Consider the following 13,612-nt stretch of genomic DNA (forward strand, 5'->3'; position numbering starts at 1 on the left):
GCGAGTAGCACACTGAGCAATGCTGACCAGCCGCCAAAAAGAAAAGAGGCTGCTGCGCCTCCGATAGCAATTCCTGCTTTGATAAAGTTGTCCATTTGCTCTTCTTCCTCTCTCCCCCTCGGGGCAGTAAAAATAGCCCCGGTCGGCTCGGGGCTGGCTCTCGGTCTTGGTGTCATAGAAAAACTTACTGGGCCAACTCAAGGAAGCCCAGCACTTCCAGTTGGCTTTTTACCTCGGCCCGAAGTTTCTGCTGGTTCGGCACCTGGGCAAATGTCTTATTGCCTTCGATGATCAACGTGACGTAGATTGTTGCGATTGCCATGTTTTGCTCACCTCCTCCCATCCGCAGCAGAAGCCATAATAAAAACGCCTCAGCAGCCCGTTTAAGCTTCTGCATTGGCGTTTACCAGCGCCTCGACTTCGGCGCGAATTTTATCTGGTACTTGCTCGATGGTTTTCAGACCTTCGCGGATCAGGTCTGCATAAATAGGCGACATAGGGTGCATCAGTTTGTTCCTCCTCCTTCTTCCGGCAACAACGGCAGCAGCAGCTCGTAGACCTCCGTCATCGCCAGCATGACGTTTTTGTTCTTTTCTTCAAGAGCCAGGTTCTGCTCGTACATGTCCGTGATAGCCAGCATAAGCGTAGTTTTGTCTTCTGTGAGCTGCGATACCTTTTGTTGCAGCGCTGCTTTTTCTTGCTCCAGCTCCTGACGCTTCTGCTGAATCTCGCTGACTGGCCTCTCATTTGATGTCTGGATGTTCAATCGAAAGCACCCCCGATGCCTTTCAAGTAGACTGGCTGTGTTGCTGTTCCTTTCTCGATCCTTACTCGGAAGTTGATGCCCCACTTGTCCGCCGTCTTCGTCTCGTTTGCGAACAGATGCGCGCGGTTGAGCTTGACCACGATGGTTGCGTCTTCCCAGCTCGGGTCCTCGTCGTAGGCGTTGTTGCAGACCTCGACTTGCAGGACCGCGCCGGGCGGCAGGTCCCAACTCGGCGTGAGCAAAAGTCTTTTCGCGGCAACGTCTGTCGTAAAAAAGTCCTTGGTCTCCGGCGACATGGTGGCGTAGTCCATCGAGAAAACGATCTTGTCGACGAAGCGAGTCAGTGTGTATGTGCGCGTGGACATCATGCCTTGGTCGTCGCTTGCTTCGATGGTCAGCGCGTGCTGCACGCCCGGTTCCAGCCTGATCCACAACTCATGCGGTATGGTGATCGTCTCTTGCTGTCCGGCCACGCCAGCAAACGTGCGGATCACCTCGCCGTTGATCTTCTCGGTGATCGTAAACGGGTTGGTTTCCGGGTCTGTGACGGTATACTCGACCGATGGCGGTTCCTCCATGATGCCGAGGTCTCCATTTTCGCCGCTGATCGTAGGCGGGCGGTTCCAAATCACTCGGAATTTGCGGGTGACTTCCTCGCTCTTGCCGCCCTGGTCGTCCTCGGCCCAAACGGTCAGGACGTGGTCAACGTTTTCGGCCAGGTCAGCCCCGGTGACATCGACTGCTCCGTCCCATAGGCGCTTGTTGCTGTAGGTCAGCGTTTTGGCAAAAGAAAGAGGACTGCTGCCATCCGATACGCCGGAGGCGATAGCCCTCGCTGTGCCGTTGTTGATCTTGTACTTTACAGTAACCACATTGCCGTTGTCGGCGTCGCTGGCCTCGCCCGCGATTGGAAACGTGCTACCTTCCGCTAATGAAAGATTATCGGTGGGTGATGTCAGTGTGATCGTTGGCGGGTTGTTGGTTAGCGGTTCTAATACAATAAGCCCACTAAAACCGTTAGTAGAAACGGATGCGGCACTTGTCATTTCAGCACCAGTTTGCGTGAGCTTATCGTGCATATACCTGTATGCAATCTCGTGTTGCCAGAGTCCAGCTGCTGTGTCCTGCAACTCGATATAGCTAAGTGGCGGAGTAAATGTCGTTCCACCTGCAGCTGTGTTCAGCAGAACATACAATGACTTGGTGGAAGAAACGGATGCGCCGCTTGGACTAGGTGTGTAGCTTACACCCGAAGTAATTGCCTGTCGTGATGTAGTTAAAACGCTTTTGGCGTTTCTGAAAACCATGGAAGTTGCATTCCAAGTCCGTGCAACAGAACTAGAGAAGACAGGCGCAGCTTCACCACTTCCAATGATTTTTGCAAATAATGACTCGGTGTTGGAGCCGGAAATTACTTCATACTGCTTCGTCCATCCTGCTGATGCAGTCACAGCAGTGTTGCTACCAGAAGTCAGCAACACTGCAATCAAATCTCCGGGCTGTGCAGATACTGGAATGGTAGGCGAATAGGTTGTTGCGGAAGCACCAGATGCATTAGCTACAGCAATAACTTCCACCTGTTTTTTGCCTGTTGTCGGTATTGTGTAGTCGATGGTGAGGGTTGGCGGAATTCCGGCGCTGTTAAATGAGTCGAAACCAACACCAGTCCCTAACACACTTTCATCAGCGGACTTTATTAAGAATCCGCGATTTGGATATAGTCCATCCACCATATCCTGAACCAGTGCTTTTACGTCTATCGTTCTTGTTCCTGTACCTGCTGCAATTGGAGACGATACTTTTCTTGTTGAGTCATAACTGGTGGGTGAATTCCACGTAGGCGCTGTTTCAACCCAATCTGCTGTAAGTGGATAAACGTCGGCAGTTAAAGGAACTGATGGGCCTGCATTTATGTTAAAATTCAAAACCGCACTATTAATAATTGCGTTGTTTGGAATCAGACCCAAGTCAAAAAACAACTGTGTTCTCCGAATTACACCGCTTGAATTTCCTAAACCGATTGTTGAGCCGTTATCATTAATTGTTGGATTTTGGCTATCCAAACGGCAATCTTTTACGACAGAATTACTTTTCGTTAATGTAACTACCGGCATATTCCTCCCCCTTCCTTCTCAAAATGGCCGTTATCGGCATCTTTCCATGATCTTACACTCATGCCTTTATCACCAGCCAGCCCTTCGAGGCATCCACCCATCCTGCGTCGATCTGCAGGCCCACCGTCGAAGAAAAGTCAAAGGCGAAGTTGTTGTTTCGTAAGTCGTTGGCCAGCTGGTTTTCGAGCGTCTGGACGCGCAGTTCGAGGGCGTTATATTGTGAGCGAGGCACATGCAAATCTTGATTGTTGACGTGATCGACGATTGGGTTAAGCGCCGCCGCATTGATTCGGCTGCCCGGCTCCACTATGCCGATCTTCTCCAACTCCACAACTTCAACGGTACCGTCCTGGTGCATCATCTGGTACTTTTTTTCGTCGCCCAAGTTGTAGCGCCTATCAACAAACGGCTGCATCATGTGGCAGCTACCTCCTTCCATGTGGCTTGGATCGGAATTTCAAACCGCAAATCGGTGTCCGGCTTGTCGATGTTGAGCTTGCCTGGCGGGTCTGACCAGCAGACTTGACCTGCCGCGTTCTTAATGATCCGCTTCGTAATCCGGCCGACTACATTGGCTGGCACGTCAATAAAAAACCTCACCTTGGCGCCTTCTCGGGCACTGGTGAGGCTGACATGTATGATAGTGCCGTTTATCTCGATCTCGGCGTTATTACACATCTCCTGCAACCGCTTTGCCTGTTCTTCAAGCGCAAACGGAGTCATCATAGTTCGTACTCACCTCCTGCGGAGAAAGTGTCGCATGCTTGACAGGTGCTTATGTGGGCAATCGGTGAGGTCAGGCCAGAAGTGAACTCTAGCGTACTGGCGTCTTCCATCGTTTGAAAGTAAACACTGACGCCCCCGGCAGCAACCCTTTTGATGGCTTGGTAGGGTAGAGAGGTCAGCCTGCTTTGATGAACAAGCAAGAGAATGGCAGCAGGCTCGCCGGAACGTGGATGTCCGTTCACGCTCCACATTTCTTCCACGCCTGAGAAGCCATCGCCGATCAGGACCGTCGCCATTTCGATGATTGTTTCCAAATCGCCTGGTGATAAGTTTGCACGAATCTTCGTTTTGATCATGCGCCTGTACTCGTCATCATCCATTGCTCCGCGCGCTTGGAGTACGTTACGACCTATCCGATCCAGTGTGTACCCCGTTGCCTGGTCGATATCACGATACTGCTCCATCGTGTCAATCGTTTCTTTGACTTCTTGCAGCCCGGCGGCGGCTACGCGAAACAACTTACCAAGATTACTTGTTGGCGTTTTGCGATACACATCCGTCAAGTGTTGCAACAAGTATCGCGAGATACTCATATCAACTCACCGCTACTTTCTGCCAATCCGTTTTTGCTACTTGCCTTGCTCCTATTGAAACATTGCCAGGCGAAAGGGACTCATGAGAAAGACCAAGCTGTAGTTGGACATCTACTATACCAGGCACCTTATATAACGCACTGATCGCCTTTGAATAAATGACATCTTGCCCCAGCCCCACGCCGCTATAGATAGTTCCGTCCTGATCCTGCCCGCCAATGTACTGTATCAGAGCAGTACGGACCAAGGCATGCCCGGATACCGGGAAGTTCTGGTCTGTTTCGAGCGTTATCGCTGCATACACATCCAGTTCCGTCGGTCGAGTAAAACCGACTGGATGCATTTTGCCTCTTGAATCGACCACCTGCACAACCGTTTCGCCCCACGCTTGTATGCCCCCCGCTTTGGTTTTATAGATTGCCTGCGCAATTTGGTTGTCCTCGCCTCCGAAAACGAATGGGGCGACCGACTTGGCCGGAACGTCGTTGACTGTCTCCATAGTTACGTTTTCCTCGACCTGGCAGTCTCGCACGCCAGGCAAGGCAAGTAAGGTTGCAACGATACTTTCTGTTGTACTGCTACCGCCTGCAGCAACAGAACGATCGTAACGTTGACGGAACTCGGTGTCGGTTTCCTTCTCGCGCCCGCCTGTCATTTCTGATGGATTCGTCACCTCAGAAATGCCCATCGTAGGATTTACCACAACATCAACTGCGCCTGATGGCACATTACCACTTGGTCCGGCCAGCAAAGCCCGCGCCGGGATGTCAACCTTTCCATCGGCCTGTATAACGGCATCCTTCGTCGTTTCAAAAACAATATTTGTTTTGGTTGCAAAGCGGCTCCCGCTTACAACGGGTATGCCCGGGTCGCCGGATACAACAACCACACCCGATGCTTTTTCTGCGCCGCGCTTTTTGATCCCGACATACTTGCCGACAGACTCCAAGCTTCGGCCCGACGCTTTATCCACGTATGCGCTGTTGTATACGTTCTCCAGTTGTTGCCACAGTAGGCCCAGAAACCAGGCAAACATCCGCAAGATGATACCAAGTGGTGAGCGCTCCGATGTGTTAATTTTTTCGCCAAAGACTTCTTTTGCTTTCGCCTCCATGTCAGCAAAAATGTCGGCAAAGCGTTTTCGCTTGAAGCCTTTCTCATCCAACATTCACTCTCACCGCCTCTGCAATTGTCTCGCCCGTTTCAGCCGTCGCTACAAAACGCACCACGATTGTTCTTTCTTTCTGATCAACCGTGAAATCAATGGACTCAACTGTTTTGATTCGAGGCTCCTGAAAAAGCCCCTGGCGAATCTGTTCACGCATTTCCTCGTCCGTCTGCTTTTTGTCGAGGAATGCTCGAAACTTAATACCCATTTGATCATTGAGGAACCATTCGCCTTTATTCGTTCCAAGGGCACACGCGACACATTGTGCGACTTCCTCTTCTCCCTCGATCATGACCAGCTCCCCGCTATCATCAAACACCAAGTCACCGTTTACCAATTTCAAAGACTGCACGGAAACACCCCCACGATCACAGCGTCGTTTTTGTCATGGCTCCGGGAGCTGCTAGGCTTTCCTGCTTCGCCTTTCGCGGCGGCTTTGATTTGTCTATCCGCACAAACGATGTAAACCGTATCACCCGGCTCCAGAAAGTGCCGCTCGCGCTTGATAGCGCCGCTGTCCGTTTTATACTTATGACCCAAGACAGGCACCGTCTGAATAGGGGCTGGCGGTTTATCGTCCAGCTGAATGAGAGGCAACACAACTGCAATTCCCGTTGACTCATCGAACGATATCACCTTGCACGGTTGAGCAACGGCCAATTCCGAGAGTCGTTTAGCTATGACTCTATCGATCAGTTTCGCAAGATCGCCTGCTGCATCAGCACTCATGGTAGAATCGCCTCCGCTTCCGTGGTAAAGTCGCCAGTCCTGCTGAAAGTATGTGTGCCACTCCGTACGTGCAGGCGACCTTGAAATGACTTGCAGTTCAAATCAACAACGGATGCTGTCGTGATCCGGTACTGCAACTGTGATTTAACGTGGTAGCCTTTGAACTTTTCCTCTTCGAAAGCCTCCGGTGATCCGATCAGGCCCGTTTCGGCGGAAAGGGCAAAAACATCATCAGCGCCGCGCCGAAGATTTCGGATGTACAGTTTTCCTTTGTTAATATAAGCGCTGGTGCCGCAATCCGCTGCTACTTTGCTGATGATTTCGGTCACTTCACCGCTGGCTGTGTACCCTTCGTCGTAGCGGTAATCTTGATTCAGTTGAAACTGCGCAATAGGCAAGCCCAGTTGTGCCGCCATTTGTTTCAGGATGTAGCTTGCAAGTGTGCCCTGTGCGTATGCGATATCATCGACTTTCCGCTTCGAAAGGTCTTGTGAGTCCATGACGTTTATCGTTGTAATCGCATCGACTCCCTCACGCCTTGTCTGTAACCTCGAAATAAAGCCATGAAGAATAACTCCGACGTCTCCGCGATACCCGGCGTTAATCATTAACACATCGTTTCGTTTGATCCGGCTGAGAGTATCTTTTGAGAGATTCCAGAGCTTCACTTCTGATTCGTTTGGCAGCAAGTCATTGTCAAAGGGGATAGTACCCTCCATGGCGTAGTGGTCCATCGAGAAAGTCATGTTATTGACCATAACCTCAACCACTCTACCGAAATTAATCATTGCCCTCCCCCTCTTCAAGCACATACAAAAAGACTGTCTCGCTAAGCGTGGACCAAGTAACCTCCTGTGTGATCCCTGCCTCGTCATAGGGGATAATCTCTACTTGTGGGAACCTATCGTCCGCACTATACGAAAAAAGAGGCTCCCCATAAACCAGCTTGTTCCCGGTTGCGAGTACCTCTCCATCTTGTTCTAAATCGACTGTAAAAAAGTCGTATTCGCTGTTGTAATTCACTTCGAAGGTAAATACCGTACCAGAAAGAGCTATTTCAAACCGATACGGTATTTGGCCTTTTTCGATTTCAATGTACTCCATAATTTCACCTACTCGGCCCAGGGAGTGCCTGCCTTGAATTTCACCTTTTCAACCTTCGTTGTTGCCGCCCCTTGCTTCTTCTTCGTTTGTTTCCTGCCTGCGCTGACAACAGGTGCGACTTGCGCTTTGATCGGCATTGGCAACGTCTCTACGTAGGATGATTTTGCGGTACGAATCTCTTTCATCGAAAGCGAAAAAGCAAATCCGTTCGCGATTCGGTTGGTATGGTTAGTAGAAAAAGAGACAATCAGACCGGAGAATAAATTCCTGCCTTGAAACTCTAACAACTCGCCTTTCTCCGCAATCGCCTTGATTTTCTCGCGTATCTGCGCAGCGTCGTCTCCGACGATAAATCCGCTGATATCCATAGTGTGCGGTTTTCGCTGGACGTGATCGCTGATGTCGATTCCATCCTCGACAGGTTGATCGGTGACTTCAACTTCAAACTTTGGGTCTTCGGTTTCCACAAGAACGTACATTCCATTGATCGATGCCACTATGCTTCTGCCACCTCCAGCGAAACACCCAGGCGTCTCGCGGCACTTTGGATGATGTCTTGCAAAGCAGGCTTCAACTCGGTCGCAATCGCTTTTCCGGTTTGTTTGGCGTCAGCTCCACCCGTTACGTCGAGTTTAATCGTAACTTCCACCTTCATCACATTTCCACCATTTGCGCCAGGCTCTACGCCACCTGCGCTCGCTGGCGGCAGTTTCGCTTCCGGCATCATTTCGTCGCCGTATGGAGCTGTGACATCATCAGCAAGACCAGTAGAGGCTGCTGCCACCCGCGCCTGTGTGTTCTCGATACCCTGAGCTAATCCCTCGCCAGTGAAGAAACCAACTTCCATCATGACACGCGACGGCGAGTGAATGCCCAGGATCGTTTTGATTTTATCGGTTATTCCATCGCCGATGGCTTTCATCTTGTCCATGAGCGCCGAAGCCATTGAGCCTACCCCATCGATCATACCTTGGATGATGTTTTGTCCTATTTCGAACAGGTTGATCCCAGAAAGAAACCCGGTGATTTGGCCCCACATCGACTGGATGTTCGTCCAGATCGTTGTCCCGGCATTGGTAACCGTGGTGATGATACTGTTCCAAGTGTTTGCAAGCCAGTTCCAGATTCCTGTGAATATCGAAATCGTGAAAGCCTTTATCTGATCCCAGTATTTTACGATCAGAGCTGCTACCCATACAACCGGGCCGCCCAAGATCACGAGTATGGTTGGCCCCCACGCTTTGAAAAACTCAACTACACTATTAAAAATGCTGATCGTCCACACCTTGAAAGCTTGCCATTTTTGAGCCAGCCATGGCCCGACTGTTCCCCAGTTTTTGAAAACGAGGATCACGCCAGCAATAGCAGCTCCTACCAGCAAAGCAAGTCCGATCAACGGAAGCCACGGGGCAATGAAAGCCCAGCCCGCTGTCGCTGCAACCCACATGGCCGGAACTAACGCACCAATGACGACAGCAGCAATCCCACCAAGCGCCGGACCAATAACATCGATATTCTCAATAAAGAAGCCTATCCCTTTTGACGCTTCCATGAGGACCGGGAGCAAAAATTGTCCTATCGGTATGAGAAGCCCTGTTTCAATTTGCCGACCGATCAAGGACAATGCTTGACCTGGAGAATCAATTTTTGCTTGATTCATTTCATCCATGGTGTTTCGGGTCATGTCGAAAGTCTTTTTCACGTTGCCATACGCCTTAATTACCCGTTCTTCCAAGTCTTCGGCCTGTGTGCCGAACAGTGCTACCGATGCGGCATTTCTTTCAAAAGGATCGTCTAGCTCATTGATAGCCTTGACGGTTTTCAGAAAAGCTTCTTGTGCGACTTTTCCGCCAGCCGCAAACTTTTTGGTCATTTCTTCGCCATTCAAGCCAATAGACTTGTATGCATCCATGGAAGTTTTTGAACCGTCTTTTGTTCGGATACCAAACTCTTTTATTCCGTCACCGATTTTATCAAGATTAAACGCGCCCGCTTCCAGTCCAGAACTAAAAATGTTGAACATGTCATTCGCCGAAAATCCGAGCTTGCTGAAGTATCCACTGTATTCATTCGCGGTATCTAGCAGGTCACCGGATTTGTCAAGTCCTTTTTGCGCACCTTGGGCAAGGAGATTATATGCTTGTTCCGAAGTGATACCGAAGTTCTTCATCATGGTATCAGCAGTTTTTACAGACTCATTGACTTCAAATTGAAAAGCATCCCGAAGCAACAACGCGTTTTTTGTCGTTTCTTTCAACTGATTGCCTGTCTGACTTGTGACTTGCTGTACTATGGTTATGGCATTTCCCAAGTCAGCCCAGTCCTCGCCAAAGTTCTGCGTGTAAAGGTCTTTGGCAATCTCTCTAGTTGCAATCATCTGCTCATTCGTCGAGTTTGTTGCCATCTTCACTTGCGACATCGCCTGCTCAAACTGCGATGCAGAATGGACGGCAGCAATACCAAACCCTGCCAACGCTGCTCCCGCTGCCACTCCAAGACCAATGACACTTGCTTTCAAGTTCTCAACTTGGTTATCAGCGTCCTGTAGACCGCGATCAGAAACACGAAAACCGACTGCAAACATTAAGTTGCTGATGACACCCACTTATTCTCCACCTGCCTTTCGGCAACAAAAGAGAGCGCCCAGCCGGGCGCTCATTTCTTATTTTTCAGTGCGTTCTGTTGCTCAATGTGAATGTCCAGCGCCGCGTTTGCTTCGGCAATATCATCCTCATCCATCTTGTCCAAGTCACTATAGGTGATGTTCATATCGGAAAGGAGCAGTCTCCAGTACGGCCACCTCTCCTTAGCACGCCGTTTTGCTTCACTCTTGTCGATCATGATTGTCACCCGCCTGGTCATCGTCCTTGTCTTGACCTGAGATAAAGGCATAGGCGGCGTTGATCGTCTCTTGGTATTCCTGGTAGTCGCCAAAGTCATCGATCTTCATTTTTGGCTGAACGATGACGTGCTTCAAAATTTCTTCGGAAAGCCGTTCTTCCATCATGACACCATGCTTGTTCTTACTGGCATCATTGATTTTCGATACCATGCGAACGCCTGGGTGCTGGAAAGTATAGGTGTTTCCTGCTTCTGACGTGAAAAGCTTTTGTTTAAATGCAGTCATGTTTTATCGTCTCCCTTATTTTTGCTATTGCATGTCAAGATCAAGGCACTGGATCTCATACTCGCGGTCTGCTGCTTCATTGCCGTATGTGCGTGTCGCGGGCTTCGTGACAAAGGCTTCTGTCACGGTAGTGGTTTCCTTTGGCGTACCAGAATAAATCACGCTTACAGGAACCAACTTGCCTGAGTTGGCAAGCTTGTCCATATAGGCAACTTGTGGGCTGCTCGGAAGTAGCGTCACCTTGATGGTGCCGAGGGGATTGTTCACTTTTGTGCGGACAACATCACCTTGTGCCCCCACTTTGGTTTCATAGTTGTTCTCTGCCTTTTCGATCTCCACCATATCCTCCGAAAATCCGGTAAGATACACACTGTCTACAATGACGGCAAGATCAGCCGGATCATACGTAGCTGCTTTCAAAGTCTTCTCCTCCTCTCTACAGTACGATGGTTCCTTTTATCGCTGCGGCGTGGATCGCACCTGCCAGCTCGAAACGAAAAGTACCATCGTTGTATTCGCGTTTTTCTCGGTCGGCCGGGTCTACCTCGCCGCGGCCCTTAAAATCAGTGCTGAAAAGTGCTTGTCCATCTGCATCATGCGCAATCATTCCATTCAGGTCGGCCCGCTTCAAGATGGTACGCACTTCTGACTCAAGCTGCGCGATGCCTGTATTGTCGTAACGAATTTTTGGCGAACGGTTCAGCAGCTTTTGAATGGCGTACTGAATACTGAACACCAGGTAGTCTCGTGCGTGGATGATGTCGATGTATTCGCCAGACACCGTTTTTCCTTCGCTGGTCACATCGTCACCAGCCTTTTTCACATAGGTATTGGCTCCGAGTGCATGAATCGCCATCAATTCAGTGGTACTGATGTCAAGAACGTCAATTCCTTTTAGCGTTTTGAACTTCCATGTAATGCTCCCCACATCATAAGAGGCGCAGACACCTAGCCAAGCTGCCTCCGGGTAGTTATCCGTTGTTGTGTGATAGAACATTGTCGTTCGGGTATATTTCTTTGCCTTGATTGCGGCCAAATCTTCAAGGCTCGATGTGCTTGCAAAGAATTGACGGGAGTTGTTTTGTTCTACTGCATCCGCGATAGTCAGGATGTTTGCCTTTTGACTACTGGTGGACACGAGAAAGTACCAGTCTTTCTCGAAAATCTTGGGCAAGAAATCTGCCAGCGTTTCGCCTTCTGTCTTATACAGCATGACTGCAATCTCTGATGGGGAATTGTCTCCTTGATTCAGCAAAGCAAGAGCTGCTTTGTATACCTCAGTAGAAGGCGCAAAATCCACCTGAACGGATTCCAGATCATAGTAGGTTTTGTAATCCATCCCTGCTGCGCTGGAGCCAATGATCAGGGTTTTCCCAAAGCCAAGTTTCGGCGTAGGCCGCTGAATATCAATCGTTACGGTTACATCGCTTTTAACCGCCAAATCCTTCCTCTCCTTTCACGCTCGCTTTTTCTATCACGACATACTCACCTTCCGTCACATCTGTGGTACGGAATGTCACCTCGAACCCTTGTCGCCGCTCCCACTCGTCCGCAAGTAAAACGTCACGATTGTCTATCGGACTGATCTCGGAGACGACGACATTGACGCGATCTTTCAGCAGCTCGCGCCCCTCGCGCTTGAACCAATCCCGCGCACGTATCGCGTTCTCGATGCTGGTAGCCTTATCGTCCGCGTATGACAAAAAAGAGACGGTTCCTGTAACCGTCCCTTCTTGCCGGAGTATGTCGCCTTCTTGGTATTCTACCGGGAAGCCTCTAGCATCACCAAAATCAGTAAAGTCATAGGTGAGGAAAGGCTGATCCGGCATATCCCCCCCACCATTCATTTCGATCACAGGGATAGCGAGGTAAGCAGCAAGCCCCTGGACGATGGCTGACCGGATGGCTTTAAATGGTATCACGGGTGACCACCTTCTTTAGCATGTATTTATTGACATCGCAGTAGTCTCGCTCCTCTGAATCGTGGACGGTGTACAGTTTTCCTTGATACTCGATCAAGTCACCTACAAGGTGGGCGTGCGTGGTATACAAGGCTCGATCCTCCTCTGTATACCTGCCGCCTTCTTTCTGCTGCATTTTCGCGCTCACAGGCTGAATATGGCCCTGATATGGCACCCTTTCCTCATTCGCTGGTATCCAAACACCATCAGGGTCGTAAGCGCCGCCTGATCCGGGCCTGACGAGGTAATACACGCCACTGTAGCGTGACAACAAGGAGCCAAATCGAAACGGAATCATGCGCCGCCTCCTTTTCGGACAATCTTGTAGGTGAGCGAGTCCCGCAGGTCTTTGTCGCGGAGTAGAATTTTCTTGCTACCGCGCTTTACCGCTTTGTACGCTTGCGAAAGAGGCGGCTGGCGGATGGAATCAAACCGTTTGAGTGTTCGTTCCAATCCGATCTCGCCAATATCTCGTAGCAAGTCCCTCGCCGTTTCTGCCGACTCCGCTATGGCCTGCACTCCAGATTTCACGCGCTTTGTAATAGGCGACGTCGCCCGTTTTTTCCCGACCCCGATGAAACTACGCGCCGGAATTTTCATCTTGATTGAGCCGTACTCATGCACGCCAGCGATCATCGCCAGCTCCGCGTCCCCTTGCATACCGATGTGTACTTCATTCTCTGCAAGTTCTTCCAGCTTCGCTCGAATCTCCGGTATCCGGCTGACCTCAGATATCGTAACGTTAGCCCGCCTCGACCTTGTTCTCCTTGCCATTACACCCACCTACCAACGTAAGGGGTCAGCAGCGCCGCTACGGGTGCAGGCAACGCCTGAGAGTCATCGCTGTATGTGACAGATATGTCTCCGACTCTCTCTGTCTTCGTGCCCGGGTTGCGGCCGAGCATCTGGATATACAGTAGACAAGCAAGCTCGATACCCTCTGGCAAGGTACGTGGCTCCGCTTCGGTTGCTTCACTCGGTAAAACGTAGCCGCCTGAATAGGTGACAGTGATATTGTGTTCTCCGATGGGCCATCCGTTCGCCCGATACAATCTGCCATCCCCAATTTCCTTATAGTCAGCAAGAACTTTTTCGGCCCGCACCTCTTCGATGTGATGAATGGGGTAATTTCTAAGGTTCAAATATAGGGAGTCGTGACCACTCAACGTTTCCGTATAAACTTTCTTCCGGAAGGATCGCTTGCAATGGTTCTCGATAGCTTGAGAAGCAGCAGCCGCCAGAAGTAGAAGTGTTTCATCCATACTTGTATCTTCTGGTGGCAACTGCATAACGCCTTTCAATCTCATGAGAGTTGTCAGCATAA

The 13,612-nt window shown here is 50.2% G+C and carries 22 protein-coding genes; all 22 read right to left on the reverse strand.

The window, feature by feature from the left end; genetic code table 11:
* Nucleotides 1-184 precede the first annotated feature (184 nt).
* Entirely contained in the window at nt 185-322 is a 138-nt protein-coding gene (locus tag DEP07_RS11105) for a hypothetical protein (protein WP_287102467.1), read from the reverse strand.
* A 61-nt stretch (nt 323-383) separates the two neighbouring features.
* Entirely contained in the window at nt 384-506 is a 123-nt protein-coding gene (locus DEP07_RS11110; RefSeq protein ID WP_287102468.1) for a CD1375 family protein, read from the reverse strand.
* Nucleotides 506-766, reverse strand: a complete 261-nt coding sequence (locus DEP07_RS11115) for a hypothetical protein (protein WP_287102469.1) — start codon at nt 764-766, stop codon at nt 506-508. Before DEP07_RS11115 ends, DEP07_RS11110 begins: the two co-directional genes overlap by 1 nt.
* Entirely contained in the window at nt 763-2,880 is a 2,118-nt protein-coding gene (locus DEP07_RS11120) for a DNRLRE domain-containing protein (RefSeq protein WP_287102470.1), read from the reverse strand. Before DEP07_RS11120 ends, DEP07_RS11115 begins: the two co-directional genes overlap by 4 nt.
* Nucleotides 2,881-2,938: 58 nt before the next feature.
* On the reverse strand, nt 2,939-3,298 hold the full coding sequence (locus DEP07_RS11125) for a hypothetical protein (RefSeq protein ID WP_173600026.1): 360 nt from the start codon (nt 3,296-3,298) through the stop codon (nt 2,939-2,941).
* Complete coding sequence (locus DEP07_RS11130; protein WP_287102471.1) at nt 3,295-3,606, reverse strand: hypothetical protein; 312 nt, start codon at nt 3,604-3,606, stop codon at nt 3,295-3,297. The genes DEP07_RS11125 and DEP07_RS11130 overlap by 4 nt, the downstream gene beginning before the upstream one ends.
* On the reverse strand, nt 3,603-4,199 hold the full coding sequence (locus DEP07_RS11135; RefSeq protein WP_287102472.1) for a hypothetical protein: 597 nt from the start codon (nt 4,197-4,199) through the stop codon (nt 3,603-3,605). Before DEP07_RS11135 ends, DEP07_RS11130 begins: the two co-directional genes overlap by 4 nt.
* A gap of 1 nt (nt 4,200) precedes the next feature.
* A complete protein-coding gene (locus DEP07_RS11140) occupies nt 4,201-5,367 on the reverse strand; it encodes a baseplate J/gp47 family protein (protein ID WP_287102473.1) in 1,167 nt (388 codons plus the stop codon).
* Nucleotides 5,357-5,719, reverse strand: a complete 363-nt coding sequence (locus DEP07_RS11145; protein WP_287102474.1) for a DUF2634 domain-containing protein — start codon at nt 5,717-5,719, stop codon at nt 5,357-5,359. Before DEP07_RS11145 ends, DEP07_RS11140 begins: the two co-directional genes overlap by 11 nt.
* Nucleotides 5,707-6,096 (reverse strand): Gp138 family membrane-puncturing spike protein, encoded by a 390-nt coding sequence (locus DEP07_RS11150; protein ID WP_287102475.1) that lies wholly within the window; start codon nt 6,094-6,096, stop codon nt 5,707-5,709. The genes DEP07_RS11145 and DEP07_RS11150 overlap by 13 nt, the downstream gene beginning before the upstream one ends.
* Nucleotides 6,093-6,884: a phage protein gene (locus DEP07_RS11155; protein ID WP_287102476.1), complete on the reverse strand. Its 792-nt coding sequence runs from the start codon at nt 6,882-6,884 to the stop codon at nt 6,093-6,095. Before DEP07_RS11155 ends, DEP07_RS11150 begins: the two co-directional genes overlap by 4 nt.
* The gene (locus tag DEP07_RS11160; RefSeq protein WP_287102477.1) at nt 6,877-7,200 is read right to left on the reverse strand and encodes a phage baseplate plug family protein; all 324 of its coding nucleotides are present in this window, start codon (nt 7,198-7,200) and stop codon (nt 6,877-6,879) included. Before DEP07_RS11160 ends, DEP07_RS11155 begins: the two co-directional genes overlap by 8 nt.
* A gap of 8 nt (nt 7,201-7,208) precedes the next feature.
* A complete protein-coding gene (locus tag DEP07_RS11165; RefSeq protein ID WP_287102478.1) occupies nt 7,209-7,697 on the reverse strand; it encodes a phage baseplate protein in 489 nt (162 codons plus the stop codon).
* Entirely contained in the window at nt 7,697-9,805 is a 2,109-nt protein-coding gene (locus DEP07_RS11170) for a phage tail tape measure protein (RefSeq protein ID WP_287102479.1), read from the reverse strand. Before DEP07_RS11170 ends, DEP07_RS11165 begins: the two co-directional genes overlap by 1 nt.
* 50 nt (nt 9,806-9,855) lie before the next feature.
* Entirely contained in the window at nt 9,856-10,041 is a 186-nt protein-coding gene (locus DEP07_RS11175; RefSeq protein WP_287102480.1) for a hypothetical protein, read from the reverse strand.
* Nucleotides 10,025-10,327 carry a hypothetical protein gene (locus tag DEP07_RS11180; protein WP_287102481.1) on the reverse strand — a complete coding sequence of 101 codons (303 nt, stop codon included), beginning with the start codon at nt 10,325-10,327 and terminating at the stop codon, nt 10,025-10,027. Before DEP07_RS11180 ends, DEP07_RS11175 begins: the two co-directional genes overlap by 17 nt.
* Nucleotides 10,328-10,351: 24 nt before the next feature.
* Complete coding sequence (locus tag DEP07_RS11185; protein WP_287102482.1) at nt 10,352-10,747, reverse strand: phage structural protein; 396 nt, start codon at nt 10,745-10,747, stop codon at nt 10,352-10,354.
* Between the two features lie 16 nt (nt 10,748-10,763).
* Nucleotides 10,764-11,768, reverse strand: a complete 1,005-nt coding sequence (locus DEP07_RS11190) for a DUF3383 family protein (protein WP_287102483.1) — start codon at nt 11,766-11,768, stop codon at nt 10,764-10,766.
* On the reverse strand, nt 11,758-12,249 hold the full coding sequence (locus tag DEP07_RS11195) for a phage neck terminator protein (RefSeq protein WP_287102484.1): 492 nt from the start codon (nt 12,247-12,249) through the stop codon (nt 11,758-11,760). The genes DEP07_RS11190 and DEP07_RS11195 overlap by 11 nt, the downstream gene beginning before the upstream one ends.
* Nucleotides 12,236-12,586: a hypothetical protein gene (locus tag DEP07_RS11200; RefSeq protein WP_287102485.1), complete on the reverse strand. Its 351-nt coding sequence runs from the start codon at nt 12,584-12,586 to the stop codon at nt 12,236-12,238. Before DEP07_RS11200 ends, DEP07_RS11195 begins: the two co-directional genes overlap by 14 nt.
* Nucleotides 12,583-13,062, reverse strand: coding sequence for a hypothetical protein (locus DEP07_RS11205; protein WP_287102486.1), 480 nt, complete (start codon nt 13,060-13,062; stop codon nt 12,583-12,585). Before DEP07_RS11205 ends, DEP07_RS11200 begins: the two co-directional genes overlap by 4 nt.
* Nucleotides 13,062-13,610 carry a phage gp6-like head-tail connector protein gene (locus DEP07_RS11210; RefSeq protein ID WP_287102487.1) on the reverse strand — a complete coding sequence of 183 codons (549 nt, stop codon included), beginning with the start codon at nt 13,608-13,610 and terminating at the stop codon, nt 13,062-13,064. Before DEP07_RS11210 ends, DEP07_RS11205 begins: the two co-directional genes overlap by 1 nt.
* Between the last annotated feature and the right edge of the window lie 2 nt (nt 13,611-13,612).

Source organism: Brevibacillus sp. (assembly GCF_003521185.1).
GTDB classification, from domain to species: Bacteria; Bacillota; Bacilli; order Brevibacillales; family Brevibacillaceae; genus Brevibacillus; species Brevibacillus parabrevis.

What these genes read in the sequence shown, in the direction of transcription:
- DEP07_RS11140 (WP_287102473.1), bottom strand. Translation starts at nt 5,367, where the DNA reads ATGTTGGATGAGAAAGGCTTCAAGCGAAAACGCTTTGCCGACATTTTT.
- DEP07_RS11150 (WP_287102475.1), bottom strand. Translation starts at nt 6,096, where the DNA reads ATGAGTGCTGATGCAGCAGGCGATCTTGCGAAACTGATCGATAGAGTC.
- DEP07_RS11180 (WP_287102481.1), bottom strand. Translation starts at nt 10,327, where the DNA reads ATGACTGCATTTAAACAAAAGCTTTTCACGTCAGAAGCAGGAAACACC.
- DEP07_RS11200 (WP_287102485.1), bottom strand. Translation starts at nt 12,586, where the DNA reads ATGATTCCGTTTCGATTTGGCTCCTTGTTGTCACGCTACAGTGGCGTG.
- DEP07_RS11110 (WP_287102468.1), bottom strand. Translation starts at nt 506, where the DNA reads ATGCACCCTATGTCGCCTATTTATGCAGACCTGATCCGCGAAGGTCTG.
- DEP07_RS11105 (WP_287102467.1), bottom strand. Translation starts at nt 322, where the DNA reads ATGGCAATCGCAACAATCTACGTCACGTTGATCATCGAAGGCAATAAG.
- DEP07_RS11160 (WP_287102477.1), bottom strand. Translation starts at nt 7,200, where the DNA reads ATGGAGTACATTGAAATCGAAAAAGGCCAAATACCGTATCGGTTTGAA.
- DEP07_RS11125 (WP_173600026.1), bottom strand. Translation starts at nt 3,298, where the DNA reads ATGATGCAGCCGTTTGTTGATAGGCGCTACAACTTGGGCGACGAAAAA.
- DEP07_RS11205 (WP_287102486.1), bottom strand. Translation starts at nt 13,062, where the DNA reads ATGGCAAGGAGAACAAGGTCGAGGCGGGCTAACGTTACGATATCTGAG.
- DEP07_RS11120 (WP_287102470.1), bottom strand. Translation starts at nt 2,880, where the DNA reads ATGCCGGTAGTTACATTAACGAAAAGTAATTCTGTCGTAAAAGATTGC.
- DEP07_RS11130 (WP_287102471.1), bottom strand. Translation starts at nt 3,606, where the DNA reads ATGATGACTCCGTTTGCGCTTGAAGAACAGGCAAAGCGGTTGCAGGAG.
- DEP07_RS11210 (WP_287102487.1), bottom strand. Translation starts at nt 13,610, where the DNA reads ATGCTGACAACTCTCATGAGATTGAAAGGCGTTATGCAGTTGCCACCA.
- DEP07_RS11175 (WP_287102480.1), bottom strand. Translation starts at nt 10,041, where the DNA reads ATGATCGACAAGAGTGAAGCAAAACGGCGTGCTAAGGAGAGGTGGCCG.
- DEP07_RS11135 (WP_287102472.1), bottom strand. Translation starts at nt 4,199, where the DNA reads ATGAGTATCTCGCGATACTTGTTGCAACACTTGACGGATGTGTATCGC.
- DEP07_RS11155 (WP_287102476.1), bottom strand. Translation starts at nt 6,884, where the DNA reads ATGATTAATTTCGGTAGAGTGGTTGAGGTTATGGTCAATAACATGACT.